The following is a 26,830-nucleotide window of genomic DNA, read 5'->3' as shown; positions in this document are numbered from 1 at the left end:
CAAACGTTATGAGTTCATTGCCCCAAATTGCGGTTCTGGGAGCCGGCCCTGCCGGCCTGATGGCCGCATGGGAGTTACGTCGCGTGGGTTACCCGGTGGTACTCATTGAAGCAGGCAATCAGGTAGGCGGGCTTTCCGCCACCCATAAATTCGAAGGTGCTGAAGGCAGTTATCGCTTTGATTATGGCGGCCACCGGTTTATTACCCGCAACCCGGAATTGCTGACTTTTGTTGAAGAGCTCATGGGCGATGAGCTACTCCACTCCCAACGCAAAAGTGTCATCCGCTTTCAGGGACGTACCTATCAATACCCCCTGGCCTTTGGCGACCTGCTAAAAAATGCTCCTCTGTCGCTGCTCGCCGGGGCCTCCAAAGACCTGCTTTTTCAGCTACCTTTTACGACTCCGGTGCAGGATAGAAACAACGCCAGCTTTGAACAGTGGATAGAGAGCCGCTTTGGTAAGACGCTGTATCAGCACTTCTTTGCCGGATACACTGAAAAGCTGTGGGGCATAAATCCATCAGAGCTATCCGCTGACTGGGCAGCACAACGCATCAGCCTGCTGGACCTGAAAGACGTGGCTAAACGACTGTTACCCAGTCGTAGTGGCACACCCCGTACCTACGCCCGTAATTATCGATATCCCAAACTAGGCTTTGGCCGTATTTTCGAACGTCTGGCGGAATCTCTACAAGCCGAAGGCCTGGATCTGCTGCTGAATACTGCCGCCACAGGCGTTCGTCTGGAGCAAGGCAAGATAGTCGCCGTTAAGTGTAAATCTAAAGATGCAGCAGAAGCTGAACAAGAGATTCCGGTCGGCCATGTCATTTCTACTCTGCCTCTGCCAACCATGGCTACATTCCTGGGTGAACAGCATCAGCTGAAATTTCGCGCACTGCGCTTTTTTAATATGCCGATGGCGACAGAGAATATCTCAGACAATACCTGGCAGTACCTGTCTGATCCGGACATCATGGCGACCCGATTACAGGAGCCCCGCCGTCGTTCTCCCTTTATGTCCCCCCCGGGACAAAGCTCAGTCATGCTGGAAATTCCCTGTTTCAAAGGGGATCAGCGCTGGTCCATGCCCGATGAAGAGCTCTTCCCTCTGGTATGCAACGATCTAAAACGCTTAGGGGTTGATCCGGCACTGGCTACCGGTGAGTTCTTTAGCGTTCGTGCTGAACATGCCTATCCTTTGCTGCGGGTAGGCTATCAACAGGAGCGCCAGCGTTTAATTGAACGGTTAAACCGGGTGCCTAATCTAACCATGACCGGACGCCAGGGCACATTCAGATATATCTTCACCGATACCGCGATGGAGATGGGCCAGCTGGCTGCACGCAGCCTCATTGAAGGACAGGATCGCAGAGCTGAGATCTTTGATTTCAGAAACGAAGCCACCGTTATCGAAACCCAGAGCGTTGCCTAAGATTCTGAATTACATAGGCGTCACGAATTTGAAAAGGAGAGCCTAACAATGAAAAAAATATTAATACCCTTTCTCCTGTTACTTTGCTGGAGCATCCAGGCTCAGGCTTATTCTTACTCTGCGGCTGGAAAGGAGCCTGTATTGGAGGCTTGGGTCAAAATCAGTAAAGCCCTGTCTGAACAGCAGCCCTCCATCGCCAGTGACGCCTTAGGTGAATTGCGGGATGAACTGGTCGAACTCGAATCAGAAGAAGACCTGCCGCTGGTATGGCCGCTGCAAGCCGCACTAAACAATCGTAGCCTGAGCCAGGCTGGTGAAGTGTTTAATACGCTGTTTCTTATCCAGATTCGCTGGCGTTTAGGCTGGGCCCGAGAACAGCTGGATGATTATCAGGTAGCGAAGGTGCATGTTGCCAAAAGTAAACTCTACCTGGATATGCTTATGAATGATGCTGACTTGTCTGGCAGTAAATTCTCACCGGATAGAAGACAGAGCATAAACAGAGCCATGCAAGCCTGCTTTGAAGCACTGGGCAGCCCAGGATTGTTTGGCAGCGGTCAACAGCCTGCATCTTTACCGGCCTTTGATCAGGCAACAGATCTGCTTATCCAACAATTGACCCAGCCTTAAGAGAGCGCTCTTTGTTGAGCTGGAGGCTGAACCTGAAGTTTAAATTACATCTAAAGCAAGTCACCGGATTGTTGATGGCTCTGGCATCCATGGCAACAACTTACTGGCTATGGTCTCAACCTGCAGCGCTGGGATCTGATGATGCTTTTTACTTCAGCAATGGCATAGAGCATTTCAGCGTCCTTGAATTCTCACCTCATTTCCCGGGCTACCCTGCTTTTATTTCACTCGCCCGTCTGGCATCACTTTTTCTCGATGATGCAACACAGGCGCTGATATCCACAACCCGTTTAGCAGCACTGCTAATTCCCTGGCTAAGCTATGCACTGCTCAGAGCATCAGGCTGCCAACAATCCTATGCTGCGGTGGGTTTTCTACTCTGCGCTGGTCAGCCTCTGCTATTAGGGCTGGGTCTACAAGGATTATCCGACTCAGCTGGTCTGATCTGGTTATTAGCCCTGTTACTCACGTTGCAACGCAACCACCTCTATCTCGCAGGCCTCATGTTAGGCTTGCTACTAGCAACCCGCCCCTCCTATGCCCCGTTGATCGTCGCGCCTCTTTGCTGGATCCTCTACCTTGAACCACGTCGATTGCTACAACTGTTACCTGGGGGCCTAATCATCGGTTTACTAAGCCTGGGCTTTGTTTTGTATCATGATAGTAGTGCATATTTTTATGAAGGATGGCGTTTTATTCAGGGACACTTCCAGCTCTGGGGCAACAGTTCGCTAGGCACAGTTCAAAGTGGAAGCTGGAGCGAAAGCCTGACAGATTATTTCGGTTCTTGCTTAGCTCTTGTTGTTCTCGCCATACCGGTTCTGTGGCTCATATGGCGTCAACGAACGCCTGAAACCATACTTTTGCTAGTCACTTTTATATTCAGCCTGGTCTGGACATTAGGCGCACAAAACCCCCTGAATCTGCGCCACATGGCACCTAGCCTGATACTACTTATCTGCCTGCTCTGTATCGCTCTGTCGAGATTACACATTAGAAAGCTATCTATAATTCTCAGCATTTTCCTGTTCACCGGCGGTTTGATTCAAACCCTCTCGTTAATGGAATGGCAACCTAAACAGCCTCCACTCCAACAAGCCAGAATCTGGCTGGAACAACAATCAACAGGGCAACTGGCAACCAACTACGGTGTCGACCTGTTACGCCATCAGCTACCCACTTTTGCCGTAGCCGATACCTATTATCCGGGTGCCAGCAAGCGGGTTCTGCAAAGTGGCGGCTGGCGACTCTCTGCAACACAATTAAACGATGATAGTCTGGTTATGAAGCAACAGTTCAGCGCCCGCTTTCCCGGTGAGCAAAGCCTGTGGATTTATCAATATAAGATCGACATATATTGAGATCATTCAATGCTATATTTTGATGCTAATACCTTTCTTAAACCATTCAGCATCAGTTAGCTGAATGATCTGATACAGGCGCCTCCTCTATGAGCTCAAAAAGAAAGCAACAGATCTGCGAACTGCTGAAAGGGATTGAAACTGGAGATCCGGCTTCAGTTGAGGTCGTCAATGAAGCGAAATACATTCAACACAACCCGCATACTCAAGAAGGTAGTATCGGTTTGGCCGAGCTATTCCAACGACTATCCCTGAGTAACCCAAGGGTCAATATCGTACGGGTATTCGAAGACGGAGACTTTATTTTCGCTCACACAGAATATGATTTCAGCAGCTCAAAAATTGGTTTTGAAATATTTCGTTTTGAAAACGATCAGGCCGTTGAACATTGGGATAACATTCAGCCAAGACGAGGCCCAAACCCGTCTAAACACTCGATGGTTGACGGCGAAACCAAAGCAGTGGATCTGAATAAAACAGAACCTAATCGTTTAATCGTACACAGCTTTATTGATGAGGTTCTCATCAAAGGCCGGCTCAATACACTAGATCATTACATCGATGGATCAAACTATACCGAGCATAATCCCAGCATGAGTGATGATTTGTCAGCACTCAAAGCCTCCCTTTCGCAACCAGGGTCCAACGGGATTACATATAAAAAAAATCATCGCTTACTCGCCGAAGGCAGCTTTGTGCTATCGGTCAGTGAAGGTTATCTGAATGGCGTTCACTCGTCCTTCTATGACCTGTTCCGCGTTGTTGATGACATGATCGTAGAACACTGGGATACTACCGAAGCTGTTCCACCGCGCGCCGAGTGGAAAAATGACAATGGCAAATTCTGAGCTAACTAGAAATACGAAGGGAGTAATGGTGCCGGCACCAAGAGTCGAACTCGAGGCCTACTGATTACAAGTCAGTTGCTCTACCAACTGAGCTATACCGGCAATGTGGCCACCCCTTATACATACTCCGTATAACAAGCATTGTGCACCCTTATCTCAGATGGATGGGGTAACAACTTCCTTATGAAATCAGAGTCTGGCGCGCCCAGAAAGATATTAAAAGCATGGAGAAGAAACAATAAAGCCCCCCCGACCTAAAGCAAGACCCGGTTTAGTATTAACCAGGATTAGCCCATGGAAAATTAACGCTGCCGGTTACATCCCTTACCTCTCTATCAAAAGATATATGCCAACCTAATCGACGTTCCCTACGCCTTTAAGTTAGCTGCTGCCCTATACTATTTAACAGGCAATGTTTATCACCTCCGATGGAATACGATACCGATATAGTTTGTTATCCACAGAGGGATCAGCCAACTACAGCTATTCCGGGCTATGAATAATGTTATGAATGATGCACAGCATAAACTAAAGGCTTTGGACGCCAGTCATATACTCAATACAGCGTTAGATCTGGCGCAGGAACAGGATAACTGGTATGACCTCAGCCTTGTGGACTTGGCGGCTCGTTGCGGCACCTCGGTAAACGAGATTCACCGTCACTTTGCCGATACTAACGCAATAGCCGATGCCTGGTTTGCACAGGCACTCGAAGCCATGCTTACAGCGGGTGATGAAGCTGCTGATAACTTACCCGTAAAGACGCGTCTGGAACAGATAATCTGGCGTTGGTTTGAGGCCCTGTCACCCTACCATAGCGTGACCGCTCAGATGTTAAAATCAAAGCTACATCCGCCACATATCCACCATTGGGTGCCCATGATCTTTGATCTGTCACGTCTGGTCCAGCTATGGCGTGATATGGCTGGGCTACATATGGGCGGACGACGCAGACAGATTGAGGAGATCGTACTGACAGGCATTTTCCTGGTTACCTTAAGCGCTTGGTGCCGGGATAAAAGTTCGCAACAGGCTCAGTCCCATTCCCGGCTGTTGAGTCTCCTGGAAAAAGCGGAGCAGTCCGGTCAGTTCTGATTCGCTGAAATTCAGCTCGAAACAAATATTCAATGACACAAGCATCGCGGCTAGTTGATGTAGGGGGCCACCAGGGCGCCTATGTCGACTTGCGCACGCAAACGGGCACATAGCAGATAGGAGCCTCCAAATTTACGGTGCAGAAAGAGTATATCTGTAGGCGGCAGGTGCATGTAACGCTGATGCAGCCGCAAGGATATTGCCTGATCTGCGACCCGTTGCGACAAATCAGAACGGCCGAAATCGAATGGGCCCTGCTGTCGCATGGGCTCTGCAACGGTACGGATCATCTTACACAATCCCTGGCGGTATTGCTTCACCTCATCCGCTCGCAGATAGCCCAACTCTAATGCATGTGATTCGATAGCAGAAAGGTCATCCCTGCGTGCAGCCGCCATCAATCGACGTAGTGCTGTAATAAAGTCACCGGAATAATGCCGTGTTGCCCCGAAATCCAGGAGCCCAATGCGATCCTGATCCGGTTGGTAACGGTAGTTACCGAAATTAGCGTCGGTCTGCACTAGCCCCCATTCGAATACTTCCTTTAACACCAGGGCCACCAGCCGTGTGGCTATTTGATTACGAACCTGACTCGATGCACTAGCAAGGGATTCGATCGGGACACCCGGGACGAACGACATGGTGAGCACTTCAGCTGTGCTTCGTGAACTATCTACCGAGGGAAGCTCGAAGCCGGAATCATCTCCGATACAGCTTTGGTATTCTGTAATACTGTCGGCTTCAGCGTAATAATCTGCTTCCTGGTGCAGTTGCTGCTTAGCCTCATCCAGCAGTGGTGAGATATCATAGTCCTTTGGCACTAGCCTCAGAAGTTTGAGTAGCGTTGCAACGTTATTGACGTCGCTATCGATGCTATCGCGAATCCCGGGATACTGAATCTTTATCGCCAGATGCTGACCATCTTTGGTTCTGGCTTCGTGTACCTGACCGATAGATGCCGCTGCAAGTGGGGTAAAAGAGAATCGCTCGAAATCATCTTCCCAGCCCCTGCCCCAGGCATTTTTCAGTACCAATGCAACCTCTCCCTGCGGCATTGAATAAGCATTCTCACGTAGCCTGGCCAGAATATCTGTCAGCTCTGGAGGAAGATAATCACCGGCTTCCATCGACAGAAGCTGGCCAACCTTCATCACCGCACCGCGCATCTCTGATAGCCTTTCCGTCAGATGCCTGGCATTGGCTGGAGTCATAATCAGATCGAAGGCCCTGAGCGGTTTCCCCGCCACCAAATGACTCGCACCTTCATATAGCATCTCGCCGGCAATGCCTCCGGCAAGACGGCCAAGTTTGAGTAAACGGCTTGCCCGATCTGACGATAGCGATCTCTCTCTAGCCAAAACAAATCACCCTTCTAGCTGTTAGGGGATCCGTCTCCAGTAAGCCGGGCCACAATCTTTGATCATGGCGTATTTCAAGTAAATAGGTCCTGTGTTCAGTATAGGAAACTGAATCTAAACCATGCTGAACTCTTCTTTAAAAAGGATCACGAATATTCAGCGATCAGTCACCTATGCTGTGTTAAGAAACTACCACTTAGAAGAGGCTGAAAGATAATAGTGAACGACAAGCAAAGCCCCCTGAATAATCCCCTCCAGGCATAGAAGAATAATTTATCGTGGTAGAGAAAGGTCGTTTGGGTGAATTTTTAATAAAGTGGCGGAACGGCCTGCATAGCCGTGAACCGTTACCGATGAGAGATGACAGGCAGGTATTTTAATATTATCTCTTTTATAGTGGCGGAATGGACGGGACTCGAACCCGCGACCCCCTGCGTGACAGGCAGGTATTCTAACCAACTGAACTACCACTCCGCAGTGGTCGATTTCTATCTAGAAACCTATAAATGGTGCCGGCACCAAGAGTCGAACTCGGGACCTACTGATTACAAGTCAGTTGCTCTACCAACTGAGCTATACCGGCATAAACATAAGAAGTATTGCAACGGACGGTGTTAAACCGCGAACCGCTAACTTTGAAAGATGACAGGCAGCTATTCTAACCGTTCATCAAAATAGTAGTGGAACGACAGCACTAAACCGCGAACCGTTGACTATGTACGATGACAGGCAGGTATTCTAACCTTTTCTCCCAAAGAAGTGGCGGAATGGACGGGACTCGAACCCGCGACCCCCTGCGTGACAGGCAGGTATTCTAACCAACTGAACTACCACTCCGCAGTGGTTTGGTTCCTAAAGCTAAGCCCCAGAGAACCTGATAAAAATGGTGCCGCCACCAAGAGTCGAACTCGGGACCTACTGATTACAAGTCAGTTGCTCTACCAACTGAGCTATAGCGGCACTGTGACCATACTGTGACCAACCAGATATTCACACCTTGCGTTGGCTGCAATGTGCCCGTCGCTCGGACGGATCAGGGTAGTACATTCCGTATGGAATCAGTGCGTTAAATGCGGTTAATCAAGTGGCGCGCCCGGAGGGATTCGAACCCCCGACCAATAGGATCGGAACCTACTACTCTATCCAGCTGAGCTACGGGCGCATTGCATTTAACGCGGCGAGTATATTACCCATCTAACCTCAGACTGTCTATTGCTAAAGCCGTTTCCAACTGTTTTTTTGCTTTTGCTACAGACAAGCTGCGTCGCTAGTCGAAGACCGGCCAAGCCGGCCCTGAATTTATGACCACATCCTGAACCAGATGGCTACGGAACTCGGGGATCAGCTGCGTCATTTCTGCTGCAATAACCGGGCGGTAGAAAAAATACCCTTGATAGAGGTGACAGCCACATTGTTTCAGATAGTCCAGCTCTTCCTGCTGTTCAACGCCTTCAGCAACAACTTCAATATTGAGTGTATCCGCCATTGCGATGATAGTAGCTACAACCGCGGCATCACTGTCGTTACTTATACTATCCCGAACAAAAGACTGATCAATTTTTAACGCATTCAGGGGCAGTTGTTTAAGATATTGAAGGGATGAATAGCCTGTACCAAAATCATCCAGGGAAAACCGGATACCCAAACGTGACAAGCGCTGCATCTTTATAAGGACGGTATCAATATCGTTAAGCAGTACGCCCTCTGTTAGTTCAAATACCAGATACTCAGCACGGGCACCCGTGGTAAGAATTATCTCCTCCACCATTTCAACAAAGTCACTTTGCTGAAATTCCCGGGGACTGATATTGATAGAAACAATTAGCTTCTTGTCCTGCTGACGCCACTCAACCATCTGCTGGCATACATTAGACAGAACCCAACGGCCTAATAAACAGATCAGATCAGTCATCTCTGCAATAGGAATAAATGCCGCAGGATTTACAAGACCGTTCTCGCCATCTTGCCAGCGAACCAGTGCTTCAGCACCCACGATATCACCACTATTATCAATCTGAGGCTGATAACAGAGGTATAAGGCATCATTATCCAGCGCGATACGTAACCGTTCCTCAACCTGTTGTCGATGATCGGCATGCTCCTGCATATTCTCTAAATAAAACTGAACCCGATTGCGGCCTTCCTCTTTAGCCCGGTACATCGCCAGATCAGCCTGCATGATCAACTGTTCATAGTTACTGTTTTCACCATTAAACAGTGCGATGCCAATACTGGGCGTTACCTGAAGACTGCTACTTGGAACCAGCTGCGACTGTGAGATAGCAACACGTACTTTCTCAGCGACACTCAATGCATTATGACTCGCTCTGGAATCACTCTTGCCCAGCTCCGGTAGCAACACAACAAACTCATCTCCACCAAGCCGGGCTGGCGTATCGACTTCACGTACCGCGCCGGTTATACGCTCAGCCACCCCCATCAGTATCGAGTCACCCATCATATGCCCAAGAGAATCATTGATCGCTTTAAAGTGATCCAGGTCCATATACAGGAGCGCTCCGATCTGGCCCGTTCTGCGGGCACGAATAACTTCTCGCTCCATTCGCTGGATCAGGAGACGTCGATTAGCCAAACCGGTAAGAGGATCAAAAAACACATGCTGTTCAATCGCTTTCTGCTGCGCTTTAAGCTGAGCGGCATTAAGGCCGACCTGTTCCAGCATCTCATTGAAGCCGTTAACCAACACCCGTAATTCACCATTCTCATCGCTACTGGGAATACGGACATCGAAATGCTGTTGTGTTGTGACCTTATCCATCGCCCGAAGAATCTGATCGATCGGTTTAGAGATTCCCCTCTGTATACGTTTTGACAGAAAATAAACCGCGATTAACGAGAACAGGTATAGGACCAGGCCAAACACCATAAACATTATAAACTGCCGGACCACACCTTCGAGACTGTACTGCAGATAGATCTGACCAACTGCCTTATCTGAAAGCCAGATAGGCTGGCTGTATTGAAACAGATCCATACTAAACAGATGTGATGGTTTTATCTGGGACCGCAACACGACCGAAGGCTGTGGCAATCGAGCTTCATACCCGGGCCTGATTGTACTGACCAGCAAACTGCCATCGGTTTTATATACATAGATACCCACCAATCCAGCTTCGGATAAATAATTATCTAATAACAAGTTAGCCAGTTCCGCAGAATCAGTCGCCAGAACGTTAGCCAGATGAGGAGATGTCAGCCCGGAAAAGGATTCAGCCCGATTAATGATACTGTTACGTTGACTCGCAAAATCAAAACTCAGTACAACCAGCCCGGTCAACGCTAAGACTAAAGCAGTTGCCGTGACAAAAAGACGATGTAATTTACCGGTAAAAGACGCTTTAACGCTGCGACTCATGCAGGCGTACCTATATAAAAAGTACGATCTGATAACTTGCAAATATCAGAGTAGGTATAACCAGTTACCATAACTATTCCTTTTACGGTATTTGATCTACCTGCGACGTCTGGCTATATATTCTCAGCCCTGCAGAGTATTGATGTATAACTTGAATGTAGTACTACCGTCGTAAAGCAACAACAGGACTAATACCTAAAACTACCCAAAATGAGAGACCGTTAATGCCTTCTAAGCGGTTCTTTTTACCCTCTGTTACTAATTAATTAGTCCGGATCGGCCTTACCCCCATTTTCGTTATGACCATTTACCGCTATAATCCCGGCCGACAAGATTATATAAAGGCTATAACTGCCCCGAAAAACAGGTAACTACCTGCTTAATGAGGGCGACAAAATATAGCTGCCTGTTTTTAAAATTAGCGATGATGAGGTCGTGACTGTGAGTAATATTGCTGCCAAAGCTATTTCTGCCCTGTTTGCTATCACACTGGGTTTCCTGGCCACCTCCACAATGGCCAACACCGATAACGATGCAATTGCAGAGCGTATTAAGCCAGTTGGCTCTGTATGTGTTGAAGGTGAAGATTGTGGTGGCCCTGCCACTGCCGCAGCGGGTGGAGCTTTCTCTGCTGCTGATACTTATACTGCCAGCTGTGCGGCATGTCACGCGAGTGGCATTCTGGACGCACCTAAGTTTGGCTCCAGTGACTGGTCTGATCGCGCTACGGCGAAAGGCATGGACACACTGGTAACAAACGCAATCAACGGTATCAATGCAATGCCACCACGTGGTACTTGTGCAAGCTGTTCTGATGACGATATCAAAGCACTGGTTGAATACATGGTAGACAGCGCTAAATAAGCGTTTTATGGTATCGCCGTTCCTGCACATCCATGTGCCCACGGCATACAATACATCCTGTACTTAAAAAGGCCGCTATTGCGGCCTTTTTTATTAGCTGGTTAACGCTTAAAGGTCATCCAGCAAGCCACGTAGCCCATTCAAGGTTGCATTGCCCCGCGCTCTGTTAGTGGTTTCGCAAACCTCGCCACGCCCTTCAAAGACCAGATCCTCCTCCGGCAATTCATCCAAAAAGCGACTCGGCTGACAATCGTTTAATTCACCAAACTGTCTCCGCTGTCTTGCCAGGGTTAAGGTCAGGGTCTCTTTAGCCCGGGTAATACCTACATAGGCCAGACGGCGTTCCTCTTCAATATCACCACTTTCGATGCTATTGCGATGCGGCAGAATCTCCTCCTCCAGCCCCATCAGGTAAACATGGGGGAACTCCAGTCCTTTAGAAGCATGCAAGGTCATTAACTGCACCCGGTCAGAATCATCTTCCTCCTCCTGACGTTCCATAATATCCATCAGGACCAGCCGGGCAATCGCCTCTCGAATACCCGCATCCGGGTCATCTTCCTGTAACCGTTCCAGTGTATTACTCAGAGACTCAATCAGGATCCAGACATTTTGCATACGCCGGTCAGCGACAACTTCCCCTGAGCTGTTCTGCGCTATCCAGCCTGCAAAGTCGATATCATCGACCATCTTACGCATCGCCTCAATCGGATCGCCTCTTTCACACTGCTGATAGATCTCCTGAAGCCAGTTATTAAAACGCCTCAAACGCTCAACCTGCGCAGGCTTAAGCACTTGTTCCAGTCCCAGTTCGTTACAGGCATTAAACAGGCTGATATGCCTTTCAGAGGCGTACTCCCCCAGCTTTATCAGCGTTGTAGGACCAATCTCCCGACGGGGCAGATTAATGATCCGTAGAAAGGCATTATCGTCATCCGGATTCACCAGCACTTTCATATAGGACATGATGTCCTTAATTTCAGCCCGACTAAAAAAAGAGGTGCCGCCACTGAGTTTATAAGGCACCTGATAGCTTTGTAATTTCAATTCCAGCAAACGCGCCTGATGGTTGCCCCGATACAGAATTGCATAGTCTTTAAACTGGCGTCGCAAACGCAGATGCTGATCCAGAATTTCAGTTGCGATACGTTCACACTCGGCATCCTCATTACGGGTATAAACCACCCGAATCGGTTCGCCAAAGCCCATCTCACTCCAGAGGGTCTTATCAAACATATGCGGATTATTAGAGATAACCGTATTAGCCGCCTTCAAAATCCGACTAGTTGAACGGTAGTTCTGTTCCAGCTTAACAACACGAAGGGATGGAAAGTCTTCCTGCAGCTGGTTCAGGTTTTCTGGCCGGGCTCCCCGCCAGGAGTAGATCGACTGATCGTCATCGCCAACAACAGTTAACATGCCCCGGCTACCAACTAACATCTTTACCAACAGATACTGGGTTACGTTGGTATCCTGATACTCATCCACCAGCAGGTAGCGAATTTTATTCTGCCAGCGTTGCAGGATATCCGGATTTTTACTGAGCAACAGTACCGGCAGCAGAATCAGATCATCAAAATCAACCGCATTATAAGCTTTCAGGCTTTGCTCATATGACTCATAAGCCCGGGCGGCAAGAATATCTGCCGGGCCCTGCGCCTGCGCAAGTGCCTGCTGAGGATCCAGCATATCGTTCTTCCAGTTCGAAATCGTACTTTGAACAAAATCCAGTTGATCCGTATCTTCTTCATTATGCAGCAGCAGGCTTTTTAACAACGCCTTACTATCCTGATCGTCAAACAACGAAAAGCCCGCTTTAAAGCCCAGGGTTTTGTGCTCTTTTCGAATAATCGTTAAACCCAGGTTGTGAAAAGTCGATACCGTCAAACCCCGGGTCGCTTTACCTTCAACTAATGAGGTTACCCGCTCTTTCATCTCCCGGGCCGCCTTATTGGTAAAAGTAACTGCAGCAATATTGTGGGCTTTAATACCGCAACCTTCGATCAGATACGCTATTTTACGGGTAATTACGCTGGTTTTCCCCGAGCCTGCACCCGCCAGAACCAATAAAGGCCCACTAATATAGTCGACGGCTTCGCGCTGCTTCGGGTTAAGTCTTGCCATTAAAAAAGATCTCTTACTGCTAAAGTTTAGAACACCTACTGCCGATACAGTAGTGTTAAGCCGACAAAAACGCTCCTAAAAACAACCTAATTCATTGTTTTTTAAGCAAAAATACATCAAACACTTGTTTGATATTATTGGCAGCCATGTTAGTCTAATGATTGAACAAGGTGGGCAATTATCGCATGGAATGAATTGTCTTATCAGTTTTTAATCATCAGGATAAACAAGGTGGTTTAATCCTGCAGTATATTCAATATGTTATCTGCAGTTACCCGTCATTCAGAAAATGAATGTCTTATAATCGACAGTTGCGGTTTCTCACTTCAGGACCTGAACGAGCTCCTTGCGTCAGTTGACTGTGCGGCACAGCATTGTAGTTTCGATCAGGTCACTCACCTGATGGAGCAGCATGATTTCAAGCTGATATTCCTGCACACCTGTGTCACTGATACCAATGCTTTATCTGAACTTCACTTTCTACGTCAACAATACCCAACGACTCCGGTTATCGTATTTGATCAGCAACTCAGTCAGAGTCGAATAGATGAGTTTTTGTTATGGCGCGCTAGTGACTATGTTTCAATCACGCAGCTGGACACTAAGACAATACAGCGGGTTATCCGATACAACCTGTCAATTAAACAACACCTGACGGATATAGTAAGGCTGAATAAGGTAGATCCCTTAACCGGTATGACAAACCGGCAGCAGTTTTATAAAGAACTGAGCCGCCAGCTAAAACCTTTCCAACAGTCCAAACAACATAATAGTCTGGCTCTGTTTATCATCGACCTTGATGGCTTCCGACGCTTTAATAACATTAATGGTCACGCCGCCGGCGATAAGATTGTTAAAAAGCTGGGAGACAGGCTCACCAAATTAGCCCCTGCGCTGATAACCAGACTGGGTAATGATGAATTCGCCCTGACCTTAACTGCCGACCCGGATGATGATCTGGTTCAAAGAGCGACACTGCTCTGTTATCAGATCTTGCATGCTCTGACTAAACCCTACCAGTATCATGAACTTGAGATTATCCTGCCCTGCAGTATCGGTATCGCCCTGGCACCCCAACATAGCTGCGAACCCGATAGCCTCATTCATCAGGCAACTCAGGCACGCCTGAAAGCTAAAGAACAAAGTAGCTGCAGCTACTTCATTTTTGATCAACAGCATTCTCATTTGAATGAGAAACAGGTCGTGATTGAGCCTGAGCTTATCAGCGCCGTCAGACGACGTGAGTTTGAACTCTATTACCAGCCCCGGGTTGATATTTCTAACGGTAACATTATCGGAGCCGAAGGCCTGATCCGCTGGAACCATCCGGAGAAAGGACTGATATTCCCCGATGAATTTATTCCTACGGCAGAGCGTACCGGCCTGATTGTCCCAATGGGCTACTGGGTACTGCAACAAGCGGGGGAAGATATCCACCGCCTTAGAGAAGCCGGACTGGATATTAAGCACCTGAGTATCAACCTTTCGTTCCGACAGTTTCAAGACGGCTATCTATGTCGAACTATTCAGAGAATTATTGAGAAGTACGATATCGACACCTCAATATTAGAATTTGAACTGACTGAATCAGCACTGTTTAACAATGAGCTACATGTCAGGGAGGGGATTGAAGAGCTACATAAGCTGGGTATTAATTTTTCTCTGGATGATTTTGGCACCGGCTATTCATCTTTTTCGCTGCTACAAAAACTACCTATCAGCAGCCTGAAAATCGATCGCTCTTTTGTTGCCGGGGTGGCAGACAATCAAGATGACCGGGAAATAGTCAAAGCCCTGATACGCCTGGCCCACAGCCTTAATAAAGAGGTCATAGCGGAAGGACTGGAAACCCGACAGCAACTTAATTTCCTGGCCAGTTATGGCTGTACACAGGCGCAAGGGTATCTGTACAGCAAACCCGTGCCTTTTGCAGAGTTCCAACAGCAACTGGCTGAAGGCATTCAGACTAAAGAGCCGATCGCCGCAAGCCTATAGCTTCTAACAAGGCCGGTGAACTGATCTGCGGCTCACCGTTCAGGTCTGCAATAGTTCTGGCAACTTTTAAGACCCGATGCGCCGCCCGGGCAGACAACCCCATCTGATCAATACTCTGACCAAACAGTGCCGTTTGCTCAGTTCCCAGTATGCAATGCTCTTCCAAGCCCTGAACCCTGAGTTCATCGTTACAACAACCCTGACGTTGCTGTTGTATATGTCTGGCACCTATGACCCGCTGTTGAACGACAGAACTTGTTTCACAAGGCTCTGATTTGCCGATCAACTGCTCGGCAGTCAACGCGGGAACCCAACTTTGTAGATCAATACGATCCAGCAAAGGGCCTGATAACCGGGCCTGGTAGCGATGAACCTGATCAGGAGTGCAGTGACATTCTCCCCGGGGATCTCCCCGATAGCCACAAGGACAAGGGTTCATCGCCGCAATCAGCTGAAATCGGGCGGGAAAACTGGTCTGTAATGCTGCCCTTGAAATATGAATAACCCCTGATTCTAATGGCTCACGCATCACTTCCAGCACCTGGCGGCTGTATTCTGGCAACTCATCAAGGAACAGAACCCCCTGATGAGCCAGTGATATTTCTCCCGGTCTGGGCTGGCTTCCACCGCCAACCAGCGCAACTGCCGATGCGGTATGATGGGGACTTCGAAACGGACGCCTGCCCGATAACAAATCACCCGGCGGTACTCCCGCCACCGAATAAATCGCGGCAATATCCAGTAACTGATCCTGCTCCAGAGGAGGCAGGATACCCGGCAACCGACTCGCCAGCATACTCTTGCCACTGCCCGGCGGCCCACTCAGCAGGAGGTTATGTCCACCAGCCGCGGCAATTTCTAATGCCCGCTTAGCCTGAAACTGGCCCCGTACCTCGGCAAGATCTGGAAAAATCGTTACCGGCTCTGGTTTTTCAAGGTTAATCAGGGGCTCCTGCTGGCTAGCGCCGGCCAGAATATTACAGACTTCAAGTAATGAACTTGCAGCCCTTAACGGGAGCCCTTCGACTAATCCTGCTTCCCGGGTGTTGGCAGGCGCCAACCAAAGCTCACGCCCCGCACTCCGACATGCCCGTGCGACAGGCAGGATTCCCCTAACCGGTCGTAACTCACCCGATAGCGCCAGCTCAGCGATATATTCGAAGTTATCTGAAGCGTTGTTAGGAAGCTGGCCACTGGCCTGTAGAATACCGATGGCGATAGCCAGATCATATCGACCGCCTTCTTTGGGCAGATCTGCCGGGGCAAGGTTGACGGTAATTCTACTGGCAGGAAAGTCGAAACCACTATTCAAGAGTGAACTGCGTACCCGTTCCCGGCTCTCTTTAACAGCCGTCTCAGGCAGCCCAACTATCGCAAAGCAGGGTAAGCCTCCGGAAAGATGAACCTCAACCGCCACTTCCGGTGACTCTATCCCGAGCTGGGCCCGGGTCGTTACGATAGCTAGTGCCATAAAATCCGTCCCTGGATTCGTTATAAGAGCTAAGAAACCTGTGCTGAAAAGAGGCGTAAGGGGCTTATTCGTACCTACCTTAGTTCTCCAGATCAAGCCGTTCGATCATCTGATCCGACGTCAAAAAATGTCCAACATACTTACCACTCATTCTAAAACAGCCCTGCTGGGTCAAACGCGCCATCTGGCCCGTGGTTCTGACTCCTTCAGCCATCACCTCAATATCCAGTCCCCAGGCCTGTTGAATAACGGTTTCAACTTTTACAACCGCTGCATCATCGTTCATCTGATCTTCAACCAGTTCAGCATTTAGCAGCAGCATATCCGGCACCAATGCCAGTTTATCTACCTTCAGCGACTGTCCTTCGGTATCCAGCAACAGTCTGATTCCCTGCGCTTTCAGCTGTTCAGCATCTTCAGTGAACAAGCGTAACTGGGATTCACTGATAATCACCGTTAAACGTTGCGGCGGTATCTCGGCCCGCACCAACATCCTCACCAGATCGCTGATCAGTGTCGAAGTAATTAACTCTTCATCCTCTAACCTTAAACAGAGACTCTCAAAGCCTTCAAAGCTATCCCAAACCCTGAGGAAAGGTTCTATCTTAGCTAAAATCTGCTGATGAAATTCCTGCATCAAACCGTATCTGGCCAGTTGCGGAATAAACTGTTCACCGGCAAGCAAGCCTTGCTCCGGGTAGTTTATGCCCGGAGTGAGCTCTGCCGCCATCAGCTTATGACCCTGCATTGAATACACCGGATTAAAGTGTAGCTGCACCCAGCCTTCAATAAGCGCCTGTTCTAGCTCAGGGCGGCTTAAAATAGATCCTGCACCTAAGCGGGTTTCATACAGCTTAATACCCTCACCTGAAGCCGATTTAAGCGCCACCCGGGCTCTATCGAGCAATAACTCTCCCGTTAAACCCACTTTATCCGCGATGGCACCAGCCAGTTCATAACTTAAATCTGAAGCGTCACTGGACTTGACCAGTTCATCAAGCACCGTTTCAACTCTGCTGGCTAACTGTTCAAGCAACTGCTCGTCAGGGCAATTATCAATCACCAGCGCAAAACATTCCTGATAATCAAACGCCAGCAGGTCCTGCTCTCTGATCATACTGCCCAACTGAACGGCCAGCAGCGCTAACAGCTCCGCTTTAGTGTCAGGATTGTATTGCGGTCGTATCAATAAAACCGCACAACTCCGACCGGAGAGTTCATCTCTGAGCAAGCGCAAATCCAGGTCATCGACCAGCATCTGCTCATCGGGCAAGCCGGTTTTTTCATCGTGACTATTATGACTAAACCGGTTCTGATCAGAGTAGCAGCTACTGATATCAGAAAACTGCGCGACAAAACCGGTCACCTCGTTGTTTTCATCCCGGTTAGCCGTCAGGCTATACCAGGCAGGATAATTGTGGCCATCCTTATGTCGGTTCCACAACACGCCTTCCCAATATCCCCGATTCATCAGTTGATGCCAGAGATGATCAAACAGTTCGATGGATATCTCTCTGTTAGTCACTATGCCCGGCCCCTGACCTACGACATCCTTAAAGCTGTAGCCGGTCACTTCAGAAAAGCTCAGATTAACCTGGCTTATGCGATTTTCACTATCCAGCAGCATCACCGCCTGAGGGGTGTAATCAAATAAACCAGCCACCGGCTGCTGCACCATTTGACGCGCCGACAGTTGCTGATTTCTATACGCATTAACAATGAAAATGTTAGCGTCGGGGTTCCAGCAGATATCCAACTGTAACCACAAAGAGGTGGTTTCCGTGAAAGGTTGCCAGCGTATCGATGCAGAACCTTTCGTTCTGGCCAGCATCAATGCATGCTGCAGTTCAAACAACGGCTCATCGGTATGAACGGTCGTCAGGGAGACGTTATTAATCTTACTCTGCCAACCCAACAGACTCAGATATTCAGCGGTCGCATACTGATAGGTAAGATCAGGGTTGATACAGGCAAGCATCGGTTGAGTCAAAATATCACCCCTCGGGTTGATAGGCAGTCTGCATTATTGCTCAGCTTTATTTTGCTTCTGCTCTAATTCGGTCAGTTGCTGCTGCAACGCTTCCAGTTTAGTACGGGTTCGTGCCAGAACGGCACTTTGAGCATCAAATTCATCACGGGTAACCAACTCCATACGTGAAAAGGCGCCCTGCAGTATCGCTTTAATCTGTTGTTCCAGCTCGGTATCAGAGCAGCTATTGGTCGCGCTGTTGATCAGCTGCCCTATCTGCTCACTGATACCTTCAAGTAGTTTCTGACTAATCATGGCTCATTCATCCAGCTTATTTAATAAGACTATAACAATAAGCCGGACAGCTTTTTAGCCCGCACCGAAAAACAGCACCCTCTCTGCCGCACCAAAACAGTGCCCGCACAAAAAATGTGCACCATCCGCATTAGAGAAAATCACATATTTCTATCATCACAACAACCTAGCAAACAGCAAAACAAACTCCATCCCTTTGTTTAATAAGAAAATAAACAACCATGGCACAGCGCATGCAAACATCCAGGTAACCGTTTATAACTGCTCCACTCTTGGCGTAGTCATTCAAAACAGTTTTATTTAGGTGGAGATCAGATCCCATGAAACTTATCTCAGCAATTATTAAACCGTTCAAACTGGACGATGTGCGTGAGTCACTTTCAGAAATCGGTGTGCAGGGTATCACTGTTACTGAAGTGAAAGGTTTTGGCCGTCAGAAAGGCCATACCGAATTATACCGGGGAGCAGAGTACGTCGTTGACTTCTTACCCAAGGTAAAAGTTGATGCCGCAGTTGAAGACAGTGTCGTTGATCAGGTAGTCGAGGCAATCAGTAAGACAGCACAAACCGGAAAAATAGGCGACGGTAAGATTTTTGTTCAGTCGGTAGAAGAAGTGGTCCGTATCCGGACCGGCGAAACCGGCGACAGCGCTCTTTAATTCCTTTCACGGCTTTAACTATTACAAACTTAAGACAACTCTAAGCACCTGCTTCAGGGGGACATGATGGAAAACCAAATTTTTGAATTACAGTATGCGATGGACACCTTTTATTTTCTGGTGTGCGGCGCATTAGTTATGTGGATGGCGGCGGGTTTCGCTATGCTCGAAGCCGGTCTGGTTCGCTCTAAGAACACCACCGAAATCCTGACCAAGAACGTGGCATTGTTTGCTATCTCCTGCATCATGTATCTGATCTGCGGATATCAGTTGATGTACGGCGGTGGTTTGTTCCTGTCCGGTATCGAAGAGGTTGATGTGGCACAGGTACTGGCCGACTCAGCTGAAGAAGGCTTTGATGGTGGATCAGTTTATTCTGGCGCTTCAGATTTCTTCTTTCAGGTGGTCTTCGTTGCAACCGCTATGTCTATCGTATCCGGTGCTGTTGCCGAACGAATGAAGCTGTGGGCTTTTCTGGCATTCGCCGTTGTTATGACCGGTGTTATCTATCCGATGGAAGGCGCCTGGACCTGGAACGGTGAGGACGTGTTCGGTATGTATAACCTGGGAGACCTTGGTTTCTCTGACTTTGCCGGCTCAGGTATCGTACATATGGCCGGTGCATCTGCCGCTCTGGCGGGTGTCTTGCTACTGGGTGCCCGTAAAGGCAAATATACCAAGAACGGTATCAACGCTATTCCGGGTGCAAACCTGCCGATGGCAACACTGGGTACCTTTATCCTGTGGATGGGTTGGTTCGGTTTCAACGGTGGTTCGGTTCTGAAGCTAGGCGATATTTCCAGCGCTCACTCCGTGGCTATGGTATTCCTGAATACTAACGCTGCGGCGGCTGGCGGCGCTATTGCTGCACTGATCACTGCCCGTTTACTGTTCGGTAAAGCCGATCTGACTATGCTGCTTAACGGCGCACTGGCCGGCCTGGTTGCGATTACCGCTGAACCTTCTACCCCAACGGCTCTGCAAGCTACCTTGTTCGGTGCTGTAGGCGGTGTGTTGGTAGTCTTCTCAATTATCACGCTGGATAAACTGCGTATCGATGATCCGGTTGGTGCTATCTCAGTACACGGTACTTGTGGTCTGCTGGGTCTGCTACTGGTACCACTGACCAATAGTGATGTTAGCTTCAGCGGTCAGCTGATCGGCGCCCTGACTATCTTTGGCTGGGTCTTCGTTGCCAGCCTGGTCATTTGGTCAATACTGAAAGCAGTTATCGGTATTCGGGTAAGCGAAGAGGAAGAATACGAAGGCGTCGATATCGCTGAATGTGGAATGGAAGCCTACCCTGAATTCACCACCGGCAAGTAATCTTAACCGGGGCGAAATCTAAAGTATCAAACCCAGGGGGAGCTTCGGCTCCCTTTCTGGCGTTTTATTAAGCAGTTTAAACTGGGTATACTAGATCCAGTTTTTTTAAATGATCTCCACTGTCTGCCGCCCCCCGGGCATATCAGACCCAAGCGAGGATAATAATTATGAAACTGGTAAGCGCGGTAATTAAGCCGTTCAAACTGGACGATGTGCGTGAAGCACTCTCTGAAATTGGTATTCAGGGTGTAACCGTCACCGAAGTAAAAGGCTTCGGACGTCAAAAAGGTCACACCGAGTTATACCGTGGTGCTGAATATGTCGTCGACTTTCTGCCTAAAGTAAAAATTGAAGCGGCCATCGCTGATGACCTGGTCGATCAGGTTATCGAAGCGATCAGCTCTACCGCCAACACCGGTAAGATTGGCGACGGTAAGATCTTCGTGACTGCGCTTGAACAGGCGATTCGTATCCGTACCGGCGAAACCGGTAACGACGCGCTATAAAAGATTGTTCTATCAGTTAAAAAGCACCTCTGAGGTGCTTTTTTTATGCCTGTAATAAAGCCACAGAACAGCTCTGCATTCACAGTTTTTTCGGTCGACCTGAATACAACGTCTAAACTTAAGTGAAAGTTTACTCGTGGAGGCGCTGGAATATGGATGCAACAATAACCCGGCACGGCTTTGATGAAGTAATGGTGCCAAACTACGCTCCCAGCCAGATAATTCCGGTTCGGGGTTCAGGGTCCAGGGTATGGGATCAGAGTGGTAAAGAGTATATCGACTTTGCCGGAGGTATCGCAGTTAATGCGCTGGGGCATTGCCACACAGAACTGGTGAACGCATTAAAGGCCCAGGGAGAACAGCTATGGCATCTGAGTAATGTCTGGACCAACGAGCCCGCTATCCGCCTTGCCCGGCAGCTGTGCGCTGCTACTTTTGCCGAGCAGGTCTACTTTGCTAATTCTGGTGCAGAAGCCAACGAAGCCGCTTTCAAGCTTGCCCGAAAATATGCAAAAGATCATTACAGCGCTGAAAAAACTGAGATTATTGCATTTAACAACGCCTTCCACGGCCGTACACTTTTCACCGTATCAGTAGGCGGTCAGGAAAAATACTGTCGGGGTTTTGAGCCCCTGCCAGGCGACATTACCCATTTGCCGTTCAATGATCTGGCTAGCATCGAGTACCAGATTTCTGATAGAACCTGCGCCGTGGTGGTTGAACCTATTCAGGGCGAGGCAGGTATTCTGCCAGCTGAACCGATATTTCTCGAAGGTCTTCGAGCCTTGTGTGATAAACATAATGCGCTGTTAATTTTCGATGAAATACAAACCGGTATGGGTCGTACTGGTGACCTGTTTGCTTATCAGGGTACTAAGGTGACGCCTGATATTCTAACCAGTGCTAAAGCGCTGGGCTGTGGCGTCCCTATCGGCGCGATGTTAACCACCAAAATAATTGCAGAGAGCTTTTCAGTAGCCACCCATGGCAGCACCTATGGGGGCAATCCTTTAGCCTGCGCTGTCGCTTCAAGAGCACTGGAGCTTATCAATGATCCAACCCTGTTAGCCGGTGTAAAACAACGTCATCAAACCTTTATGTCCGGGCTACAGCAGCTAAACAGTAAGATTGGTTTGTTCAGTGACATTCGCGGACAAGGGCTACTCATTGGTTGTGAGTTGAAACCTGCCTGGCAGGGTAAAGCCCGTGAACTGCTCACATTTGCACAGGAGCAGGGCTTGATGATACTGATAGCCGGACCCGATGTGATACGTCTCGCGCCTTCGCTGATTATTCCCTACCCGGATATTAACAAAGGCTTACAACAATTAGCTCAGGCTATGCTGGCACTAAAAATGGGTTACTGAGGCAGTGCGATATGACCGGCTCAGAGCAGGCACTACTTAATAGAATCTCACCCCCGTCAGTCCACCCTGACGGTTCTTTATTTCAAGATTTTGTAACAGGCTACGCAGACAAAATATTCCAAAGCACTAATCGGCAACAGCACCATTCTTCGAAGGAGTTGAACGATGGATAATATTAATATCATTCGCCCGATTGCGATGAAAGATCTTGACCGCCTCTGCCAGATTGCAGTCGATAGCGGGCCCGGTTTCACCTCGCTGCCGAGTAACCGAGAGTTGCTAGAGCAACGCATCAGTGCTTCTGAGCAGGCCTTTAGCAACGCTCAGCCTGATCCTAGTGGTGCCAGCTATCTGTTTGCATTAGAACAGGTCAGTTCCGGACAGGTCATCGGCGTTTGCGGTATTGAAGCGGCGGTAGGCCTAAGGGAACCTTTCTACCATTACCGGCTGGGCACCGTGGTCCATGCATCAAGAGAGCTAGGGGTTCACAACAGTTTCCAGACGCTCTACCTCTGCAATGATTACACCGGCTGCTCTGAAGTCTGTTCACTCTATCTCGCACCTGATTTTCGCCATAGTAGCAACGGCGCTTTGCTGTCCCGTTGCAGATTTCTGTTTATGGCTCAGTTTGCCAACCGTTTTCCGGGAAAAATCATTGCTGAAATGCGTGGCGTCAGTGATGCTAGCGGGCGCTCCCCTTTTTGGGATGGTTTAGGCCAACACTTCTTTTCGATGGAGTTTTCAGAAGCAGATTATCTGACAGGTATGGGGAATAAAGTCTTCATTGCTGAGTTAATGCCAAAACATTCAATTTATCTTCATTTGCTGCCAGACAGCGCTAGGGACGTCATCGCCCAGGTGCATCAGAATACGATTCCAGCACGAAAGATGTTGGAGAATGAAGGTTTTCGTTTCGAAAAATATATCGACATTTTTGATGGCGGGCCAACCCTGGCCTGTGAACTTGAAGATATAAGAGCGGTTCGTCAAAGCCGCTTTGTCAAAGTACATATAGGCCCCGCACAGGCCCATAGCATCCCTTACCTGATCAGTAATACTGAGCTGGAAAACTTTCGCTGTACGCTTGTAAACATTGGCCCGTCAGAAGGCCAGATTACACTGCCGGCGGATCTGGCTCATCAACTGCAGGTAAGCCAGGGTGATGAAGTAAGGGTCGTTGAATTAAAAGGTTGAATTAAAAGCCCGGGCAAAAAGGCCTGGCCAGCAACTAAGTATAACGCTGAACAATATAAGAGGAGCTACACCATGAATTCAGTCGCATCACTGTTCATAGACGGTAGCTGGATACAAGGCTCAGGTCAGCCATTCGCCTCCGTTAACCCCGCTTCAGACGAACGTATATGGCAGGGCTATGCCGCATCAGACCAACAGGTAGATCAGGCAGTAAACGCCGCTCGTAGCGCTGCCGAACGCTGGAGCCAGATGGCCGTGGAACAGCGACAAGGCTATATCAAACGATTTACTGGTCTGATATCTGAATATAGTGAATTACTGGCAGACACTATCGGTCAGGAAACCGGCAAGCCATTATGGGAAAGTCGTACAGAGGTCAGCGCTATGCTGGCCAAGACCGACATTTCGATCAAGGCTCAGCAGGAACGTAGCGGCAATAGCATACAACACAGCTCTAACGGTGATCTGGTGTTAAGGCATAAACCTCATGGCGTCGTTGCCATTTTCGGCCCTTACAACTTTCCAGCCCATCTTCCTAATGGCCATATTATTCCCGCGCTGCTGGCTGGTAATACCATAGTATTCAAACCAAGCGAACTCACTCCCCGTTGCGGTGAGCTGTTGCTTCACCTGTGGCAAAAAGCTGAACTGCCAGACGGCGTTCTTAATCTGGTTCAGGGTGCTGCTGACACGGGCAAAGCGCTGGCGTCACATGTTGATATTGATGGTTTATTCTTTACCGGTAGCGCCAGTACCGGTCAGTTACTACATCAGCAATTCGGTGGCCATCCGGAGAAAATACTGGCGCTGGAAATGGGGGGAAATAACCCTCTGATCATTACTCCGCTACAAAACCTGCGCGCAGCGCTGCACGATACCATCATGTCCGCTTTTCTGAGCGCCGGTCAACGCTGTACCTGCGCCCGTCGTCTACTAATCCCCGATAATCACTGGGGTGATGATTTTATTGATCAGCTGGTTCAGGCAACAGCCAAGATACGCACAGGCTTTTATAACGCTGAACCTCAACCTTTTATGGGCGCGTTGATCAATCAAAGCGCCGCGCAGAGCATTCTGTCGGCACAACAAGAATTACAGGACGCTGGCGCCAGCATATTACTCGAATCAACCGTTCAACATAACACCAGCACTCTGTTAAGCCCGTCAATAGTCGATATTTCAGCCCTGTCCGATGCAGCAGACACTGAATATTTTGGCCCTCTGCTTCAGGTCATTCGATATCGTCATTTCGATACCGCCATCAGCATTGCAAATAATACCCAATACGGACTTTCTGCCGGGCTGTTCAGTGACAGCCCTGAGCAATATGAGCAATTTCAGCGCCAGATTAGAGCCGGTATCATCAACTGGAACCGACCACTTACCGGTGCCAGTAGCGGCTTACCTTTTGGTGGTTGTGGCATCAGCGGTAATCATCGTCCGTCCGCTTATTATGCCACCGACTATTGTGCTTACCCTGTCGCATCAATGGAAAGCCGACAGCCAATAATGCCAACCCAACTCAGCCCGGGTCTGGAGCTTTAATTTATACCGGACTCTGTGCAGAAGCTGCATTCTGAGGTAAAGCCTATGCGTTATCAGGAAGCTAATTTTGACGGTCTGATCGGACCCAGCCATAACTTTGCCGGACTATCACCCGGCAACCTGGCCTCGAACCAGCATAAAGGTGAAATCGCTTACCCTAAGCAAGCAGCCCTGCAGGGACTGGAAAAAATGTGGATGCTACAGCAACTGGGGATTCCTCAGGGAGTATTACCCCCCCTGTGCAGGCCAGATCTGGACTGTTTACGTAAACTGGGGTTTAGTGGCGATAACAACCGTGTTATTTCTCATGCGGGTAAACAAGCCCCTCACCTTCTGGCTGCCTGCTATTCTGCAGCAGCCATGTGGACTGCAAATTCCGCTACGGTGACTTGCAGTAAGGACAGCCCGGACGGCCGGGTTAATTTTACACCAGCAAACCTGCTAACCGCTTTTCACCGTTCGCTAGAAACATCAGCGACAGCAACCCATCTGCAACGCATATTTAGTGACCCCTCATATTTTCATCATCACCCGGCTCTGCCTGCGCAATCAGACTTTGCCGATGAAGGTGCGGCCAATCACACCCGGTTATCTGAATCCTTTGATAAACCCGGTATCAATTTGCTGGTCTATGGCCGCAGCGCAGATAATATCCAGCCGCTGGTGTTTCCCGCCCGACAAACCCGCGCCGCCTGCGAAGCAATAGTAAGGCAACACGGCCTTGCAGAAGCAAACACTCTACTGGCGCAACAAAACCCTGAAGTGATCGATCAGGGAGTCTTTCACCATGATGTTATAGGTGTTGGCCAACAAAACTTCCTGATGCTGCATCAACGAGCGCTATTAGATCAAAAATTACTGATCAGTAAATTAAAGCGTAAATGGCAGGCGCTCTACCCGAAACAACAAAAAAACCTGGTCGTTACTGAATTCAGCGATTCGCTAATCAATGTTCAGGAAGCGGTCGACAGCTATCTGTTTAACAGCCAGCTTCTGACGCTGCCCGATAGCTCTATGCTATTGCTAGCGCCTAGCCGCTGTGCTGAATCCAGTGCTGCGCAAACGGCAATAGACTGGTTGTTAGCAGAAAAAAATCCTGTTTCACAAGTCGCTTATGCTGAACTGACACAAAGTATGAATAATGGTGGAGGCCCTGCTTGTCTGCGCCTCAGAGTCACTCTGAGTGACAAAGAATTAAACGCGGTTCACCGGGGAGTAATGTTGGACTTTACACTCTACACCCGCTTAAAGGGCTGGATTGAAACACATTATCGGGATCAGTTGAGTGCTGATGACCTGACTGACCCCCGGCTTATTCTGGAGATTCATACCGCACTGGATGAGTTAAGCGAAATCCTCGATCTTCCGCTGTTGTACCCGTTTCAGGTATAGCC

The 26,830-nt window shown here is 48.9% G+C and carries 20 protein-coding genes and 6 tRNA genes; 14 read left to right on the top strand and 12 right to left on the bottom strand.

The genetic code is table 11. The annotated features are described in order from the left end of the window. Positions 1-8 precede the first annotated feature (8 nt). From EHS89_RS12565 to EHS89_RS12550, 4 genes are all read left to right on the top strand, one after another. Positions 9-1,433: an FAD-dependent oxidoreductase gene (locus EHS89_RS12565; RefSeq protein ID WP_124926492.1), complete on the top strand. Its 1,425-nt coding sequence runs from the start codon at positions 9-11 to the stop codon at positions 1,431-1,433. A 48-nt stretch (positions 1,434-1,481) separates the two neighbouring features. Then, positions 1,482-2,063, top strand: coding sequence for a hypothetical protein (locus EHS89_RS12560; RefSeq protein ID WP_124926491.1), 582 nt, complete (start codon positions 1,482-1,484; stop codon positions 2,061-2,063). 74 nt (positions 2,064-2,137) lie between these two features. Further along, the gene (locus EHS89_RS12555; RefSeq protein ID WP_124926490.1) at positions 2,138-3,424 is read left to right on the top strand and encodes a hypothetical protein; all 1,287 of its coding nucleotides are present in this window, start codon (positions 2,138-2,140) and stop codon (positions 3,422-3,424) included. An 89-nt stretch (positions 3,425-3,513) separates the two neighbouring features. Then, positions 3,514-4,272, top strand: a complete 759-nt coding sequence (locus tag EHS89_RS12550; protein ID WP_124926489.1) for a nuclear transport factor 2 family protein — start codon at positions 3,514-3,516, stop codon at positions 4,270-4,272. 26 nt (positions 4,273-4,298) lie between these two features. Here the strand turns inward: EHS89_RS12550 and EHS89_RS12545 are convergent. Then, a tRNA-Thr gene (locus EHS89_RS12545) sits at positions 4,299-4,374 on the bottom strand. A 405-nt stretch (positions 4,375-4,779) separates the two neighbouring features. Here EHS89_RS12545 and EHS89_RS12540 point away from each other — a divergent pair. Further along, positions 4,780-5,367 (top strand): TetR/AcrR family transcriptional regulator, encoded by a 588-nt coding sequence (locus tag EHS89_RS12540; RefSeq protein ID WP_124926488.1) that lies wholly within the window; start codon positions 4,780-4,782, stop codon positions 5,365-5,367. Between the two features lie 50 nt (positions 5,368-5,417). Here the strand turns inward: EHS89_RS12540 and EHS89_RS12535 are convergent, their stop codons facing one another. From EHS89_RS12535 to EHS89_RS12505, 7 genes are all read right to left on the bottom strand, one after another. Further along, positions 5,418-6,725 (bottom strand): ABC1 kinase family protein, encoded by a 1,308-nt coding sequence (locus tag EHS89_RS12535; RefSeq protein WP_211340337.1) that lies wholly within the window; start codon positions 6,723-6,725, stop codon positions 5,418-5,420. A gap of 397 nt (positions 6,726-7,122) precedes the next feature. Next, positions 7,123-7,199: transfer RNA gene (locus EHS89_RS12530), tRNA-Asp, on the bottom strand. Positions 7,200-7,232: 33 nt separating this feature from the next. Next, positions 7,233-7,308, bottom strand: a tRNA-Thr gene (locus EHS89_RS12525). A gap of 177 nt (positions 7,309-7,485) precedes the next feature. Beyond that, positions 7,486-7,562 (bottom strand) — tRNA-Asp (locus tag EHS89_RS12520). Between the two features lie 47 nt (positions 7,563-7,609). Beyond that, a tRNA-Thr gene (locus EHS89_RS12515) sits at positions 7,610-7,685 on the bottom strand. 125 nt (positions 7,686-7,810) lie between these two features. Next, positions 7,811-7,887 (bottom strand) — tRNA-Arg (locus tag EHS89_RS12510). 105 nt (positions 7,888-7,992) lie between these two features. Beyond that, positions 7,993-10,101: a putative bifunctional diguanylate cyclase/phosphodiesterase gene (locus tag EHS89_RS12505; RefSeq protein ID WP_124926487.1), complete on the bottom strand. Its 2,109-nt coding sequence runs from the start codon at positions 10,099-10,101 to the stop codon at positions 7,993-7,995. A 441-nt stretch (positions 10,102-10,542) separates the two neighbouring features. Between EHS89_RS12505 and EHS89_RS12500 the strand changes: the two genes are divergently transcribed. After that, a complete protein-coding gene (locus EHS89_RS12500; protein WP_124926486.1) occupies positions 10,543-10,965 on the top strand; it encodes a c-type cytochrome in 423 nt (140 codons plus the stop codon). Positions 10,966-11,073: 108 nt separating this feature from the next. Here EHS89_RS12500 and rep read toward each other — a convergent pair whose 3' ends face one another. Continuing rightward, entirely contained in the window at positions 11,074-13,089 is a 2,016-nt protein-coding gene (gene rep, locus EHS89_RS12495) for a DNA helicase Rep (RefSeq protein ID WP_124926485.1), read from the bottom strand. Between the two features lie 258 nt (positions 13,090-13,347). Between rep and EHS89_RS12490 the strand changes: the two genes are divergently transcribed. Next, positions 13,348-15,084: a putative bifunctional diguanylate cyclase/phosphodiesterase gene (locus EHS89_RS12490; protein WP_124926484.1), complete on the top strand. Its 1,737-nt coding sequence runs from the start codon at positions 13,348-13,350 to the stop codon at positions 15,082-15,084. Here EHS89_RS12490 and EHS89_RS12485 read toward each other — a convergent pair. The 3 genes from EHS89_RS12485 to EHS89_RS12475 form a co-directional block, all read right to left on the bottom strand. Next, positions 15,056-16,555 carry a YifB family Mg chelatase-like AAA ATPase gene (locus EHS89_RS12485; protein ID WP_124926483.1) on the bottom strand — a complete coding sequence of 500 codons (1,500 nt, stop codon included), beginning with the start codon at positions 16,553-16,555 and terminating at the stop codon, positions 15,056-15,058. The two genes, EHS89_RS12490 and EHS89_RS12485, sit on opposite strands and share 29 nt — an antisense overlap. Positions 16,556-16,634: 79 nt before the next feature. Beyond that, positions 16,635-18,545 (bottom strand): EAL domain-containing protein, encoded by a 1,911-nt coding sequence (locus tag EHS89_RS12480; protein ID WP_124926482.1) that lies wholly within the window; start codon positions 18,543-18,545, stop codon positions 16,635-16,637. Between the two features lie 33 nt (positions 18,546-18,578). Next, a complete protein-coding gene (locus EHS89_RS12475; RefSeq protein ID WP_124926481.1) occupies positions 18,579-18,839 on the bottom strand; it encodes an accessory factor UbiK family protein in 261 nt (86 codons plus the stop codon). 320 nt (positions 18,840-19,159) lie between these two features. Between EHS89_RS12475 and glnK (EHS89_RS12470) the strand changes: the two genes are divergently transcribed. The 7 genes from glnK (EHS89_RS12470) (at position 19,160) to astB (ending at position 26,828) form a co-directional block, all read left to right on the top strand. Continuing rightward, positions 19,160-19,498 (top strand): P-II family nitrogen regulator, encoded by a 339-nt coding sequence (gene glnK, locus EHS89_RS12470; protein WP_124926480.1) that lies wholly within the window; start codon positions 19,160-19,162, stop codon positions 19,496-19,498. A 66-nt stretch (positions 19,499-19,564) separates the two neighbouring features. Beyond that, complete coding sequence (locus tag EHS89_RS12465; protein WP_124926479.1) at positions 19,565-20,824, top strand: ammonium transporter; 1,260 nt, start codon at positions 19,565-19,567, stop codon at positions 20,822-20,824. 167 nt (positions 20,825-20,991) lie between these two features. Further along, entirely contained in the window at positions 20,992-21,330 is a 339-nt protein-coding gene (gene glnK / locus EHS89_RS12460) for a P-II family nitrogen regulator (RefSeq protein ID WP_124926478.1), read from the top strand. Between the two features lie 152 nt (positions 21,331-21,482). Continuing rightward, positions 21,483-22,697, top strand: coding sequence for an aspartate aminotransferase family protein (locus tag EHS89_RS12455; protein WP_124926477.1), 1,215 nt, complete (start codon positions 21,483-21,485; stop codon positions 22,695-22,697). Between the two features lie 165 nt (positions 22,698-22,862). Continuing rightward, entirely contained in the window at positions 22,863-23,891 is a 1,029-nt protein-coding gene (astA, locus tag EHS89_RS12450; protein WP_308430929.1) for an arginine N-succinyltransferase, read from the top strand. 72 nt (positions 23,892-23,963) lie between these two features. Then, complete coding sequence (gene astD, locus EHS89_RS12445) at positions 23,964-25,436, top strand: succinylglutamate-semialdehyde dehydrogenase (protein WP_124926476.1); 1,473 nt, start codon at positions 23,964-23,966, stop codon at positions 25,434-25,436. Positions 25,437-25,481: 45 nt separating this feature from the next. Further along, positions 25,482-26,828, top strand: coding sequence for an N-succinylarginine dihydrolase (astB, locus tag EHS89_RS12440; protein WP_124926475.1), 1,347 nt, complete (start codon positions 25,482-25,484; stop codon positions 26,826-26,828). The last annotated feature ends 2 nt before the right edge of the window (positions 26,829-26,830 follow it).

This window comes from Amphritea balenae (genome assembly GCF_003858655.1).
In the GTDB taxonomy this organism is placed as follows: Bacteria; Pseudomonadota; Gammaproteobacteria; order Pseudomonadales; family Balneatricaceae; genus Amphritea; species Amphritea balenae.
The sequence above is the reverse complement of the archived record's forward strand: the minus strand, read 5'-3'. Positions and strand labels throughout refer to the sequence as shown.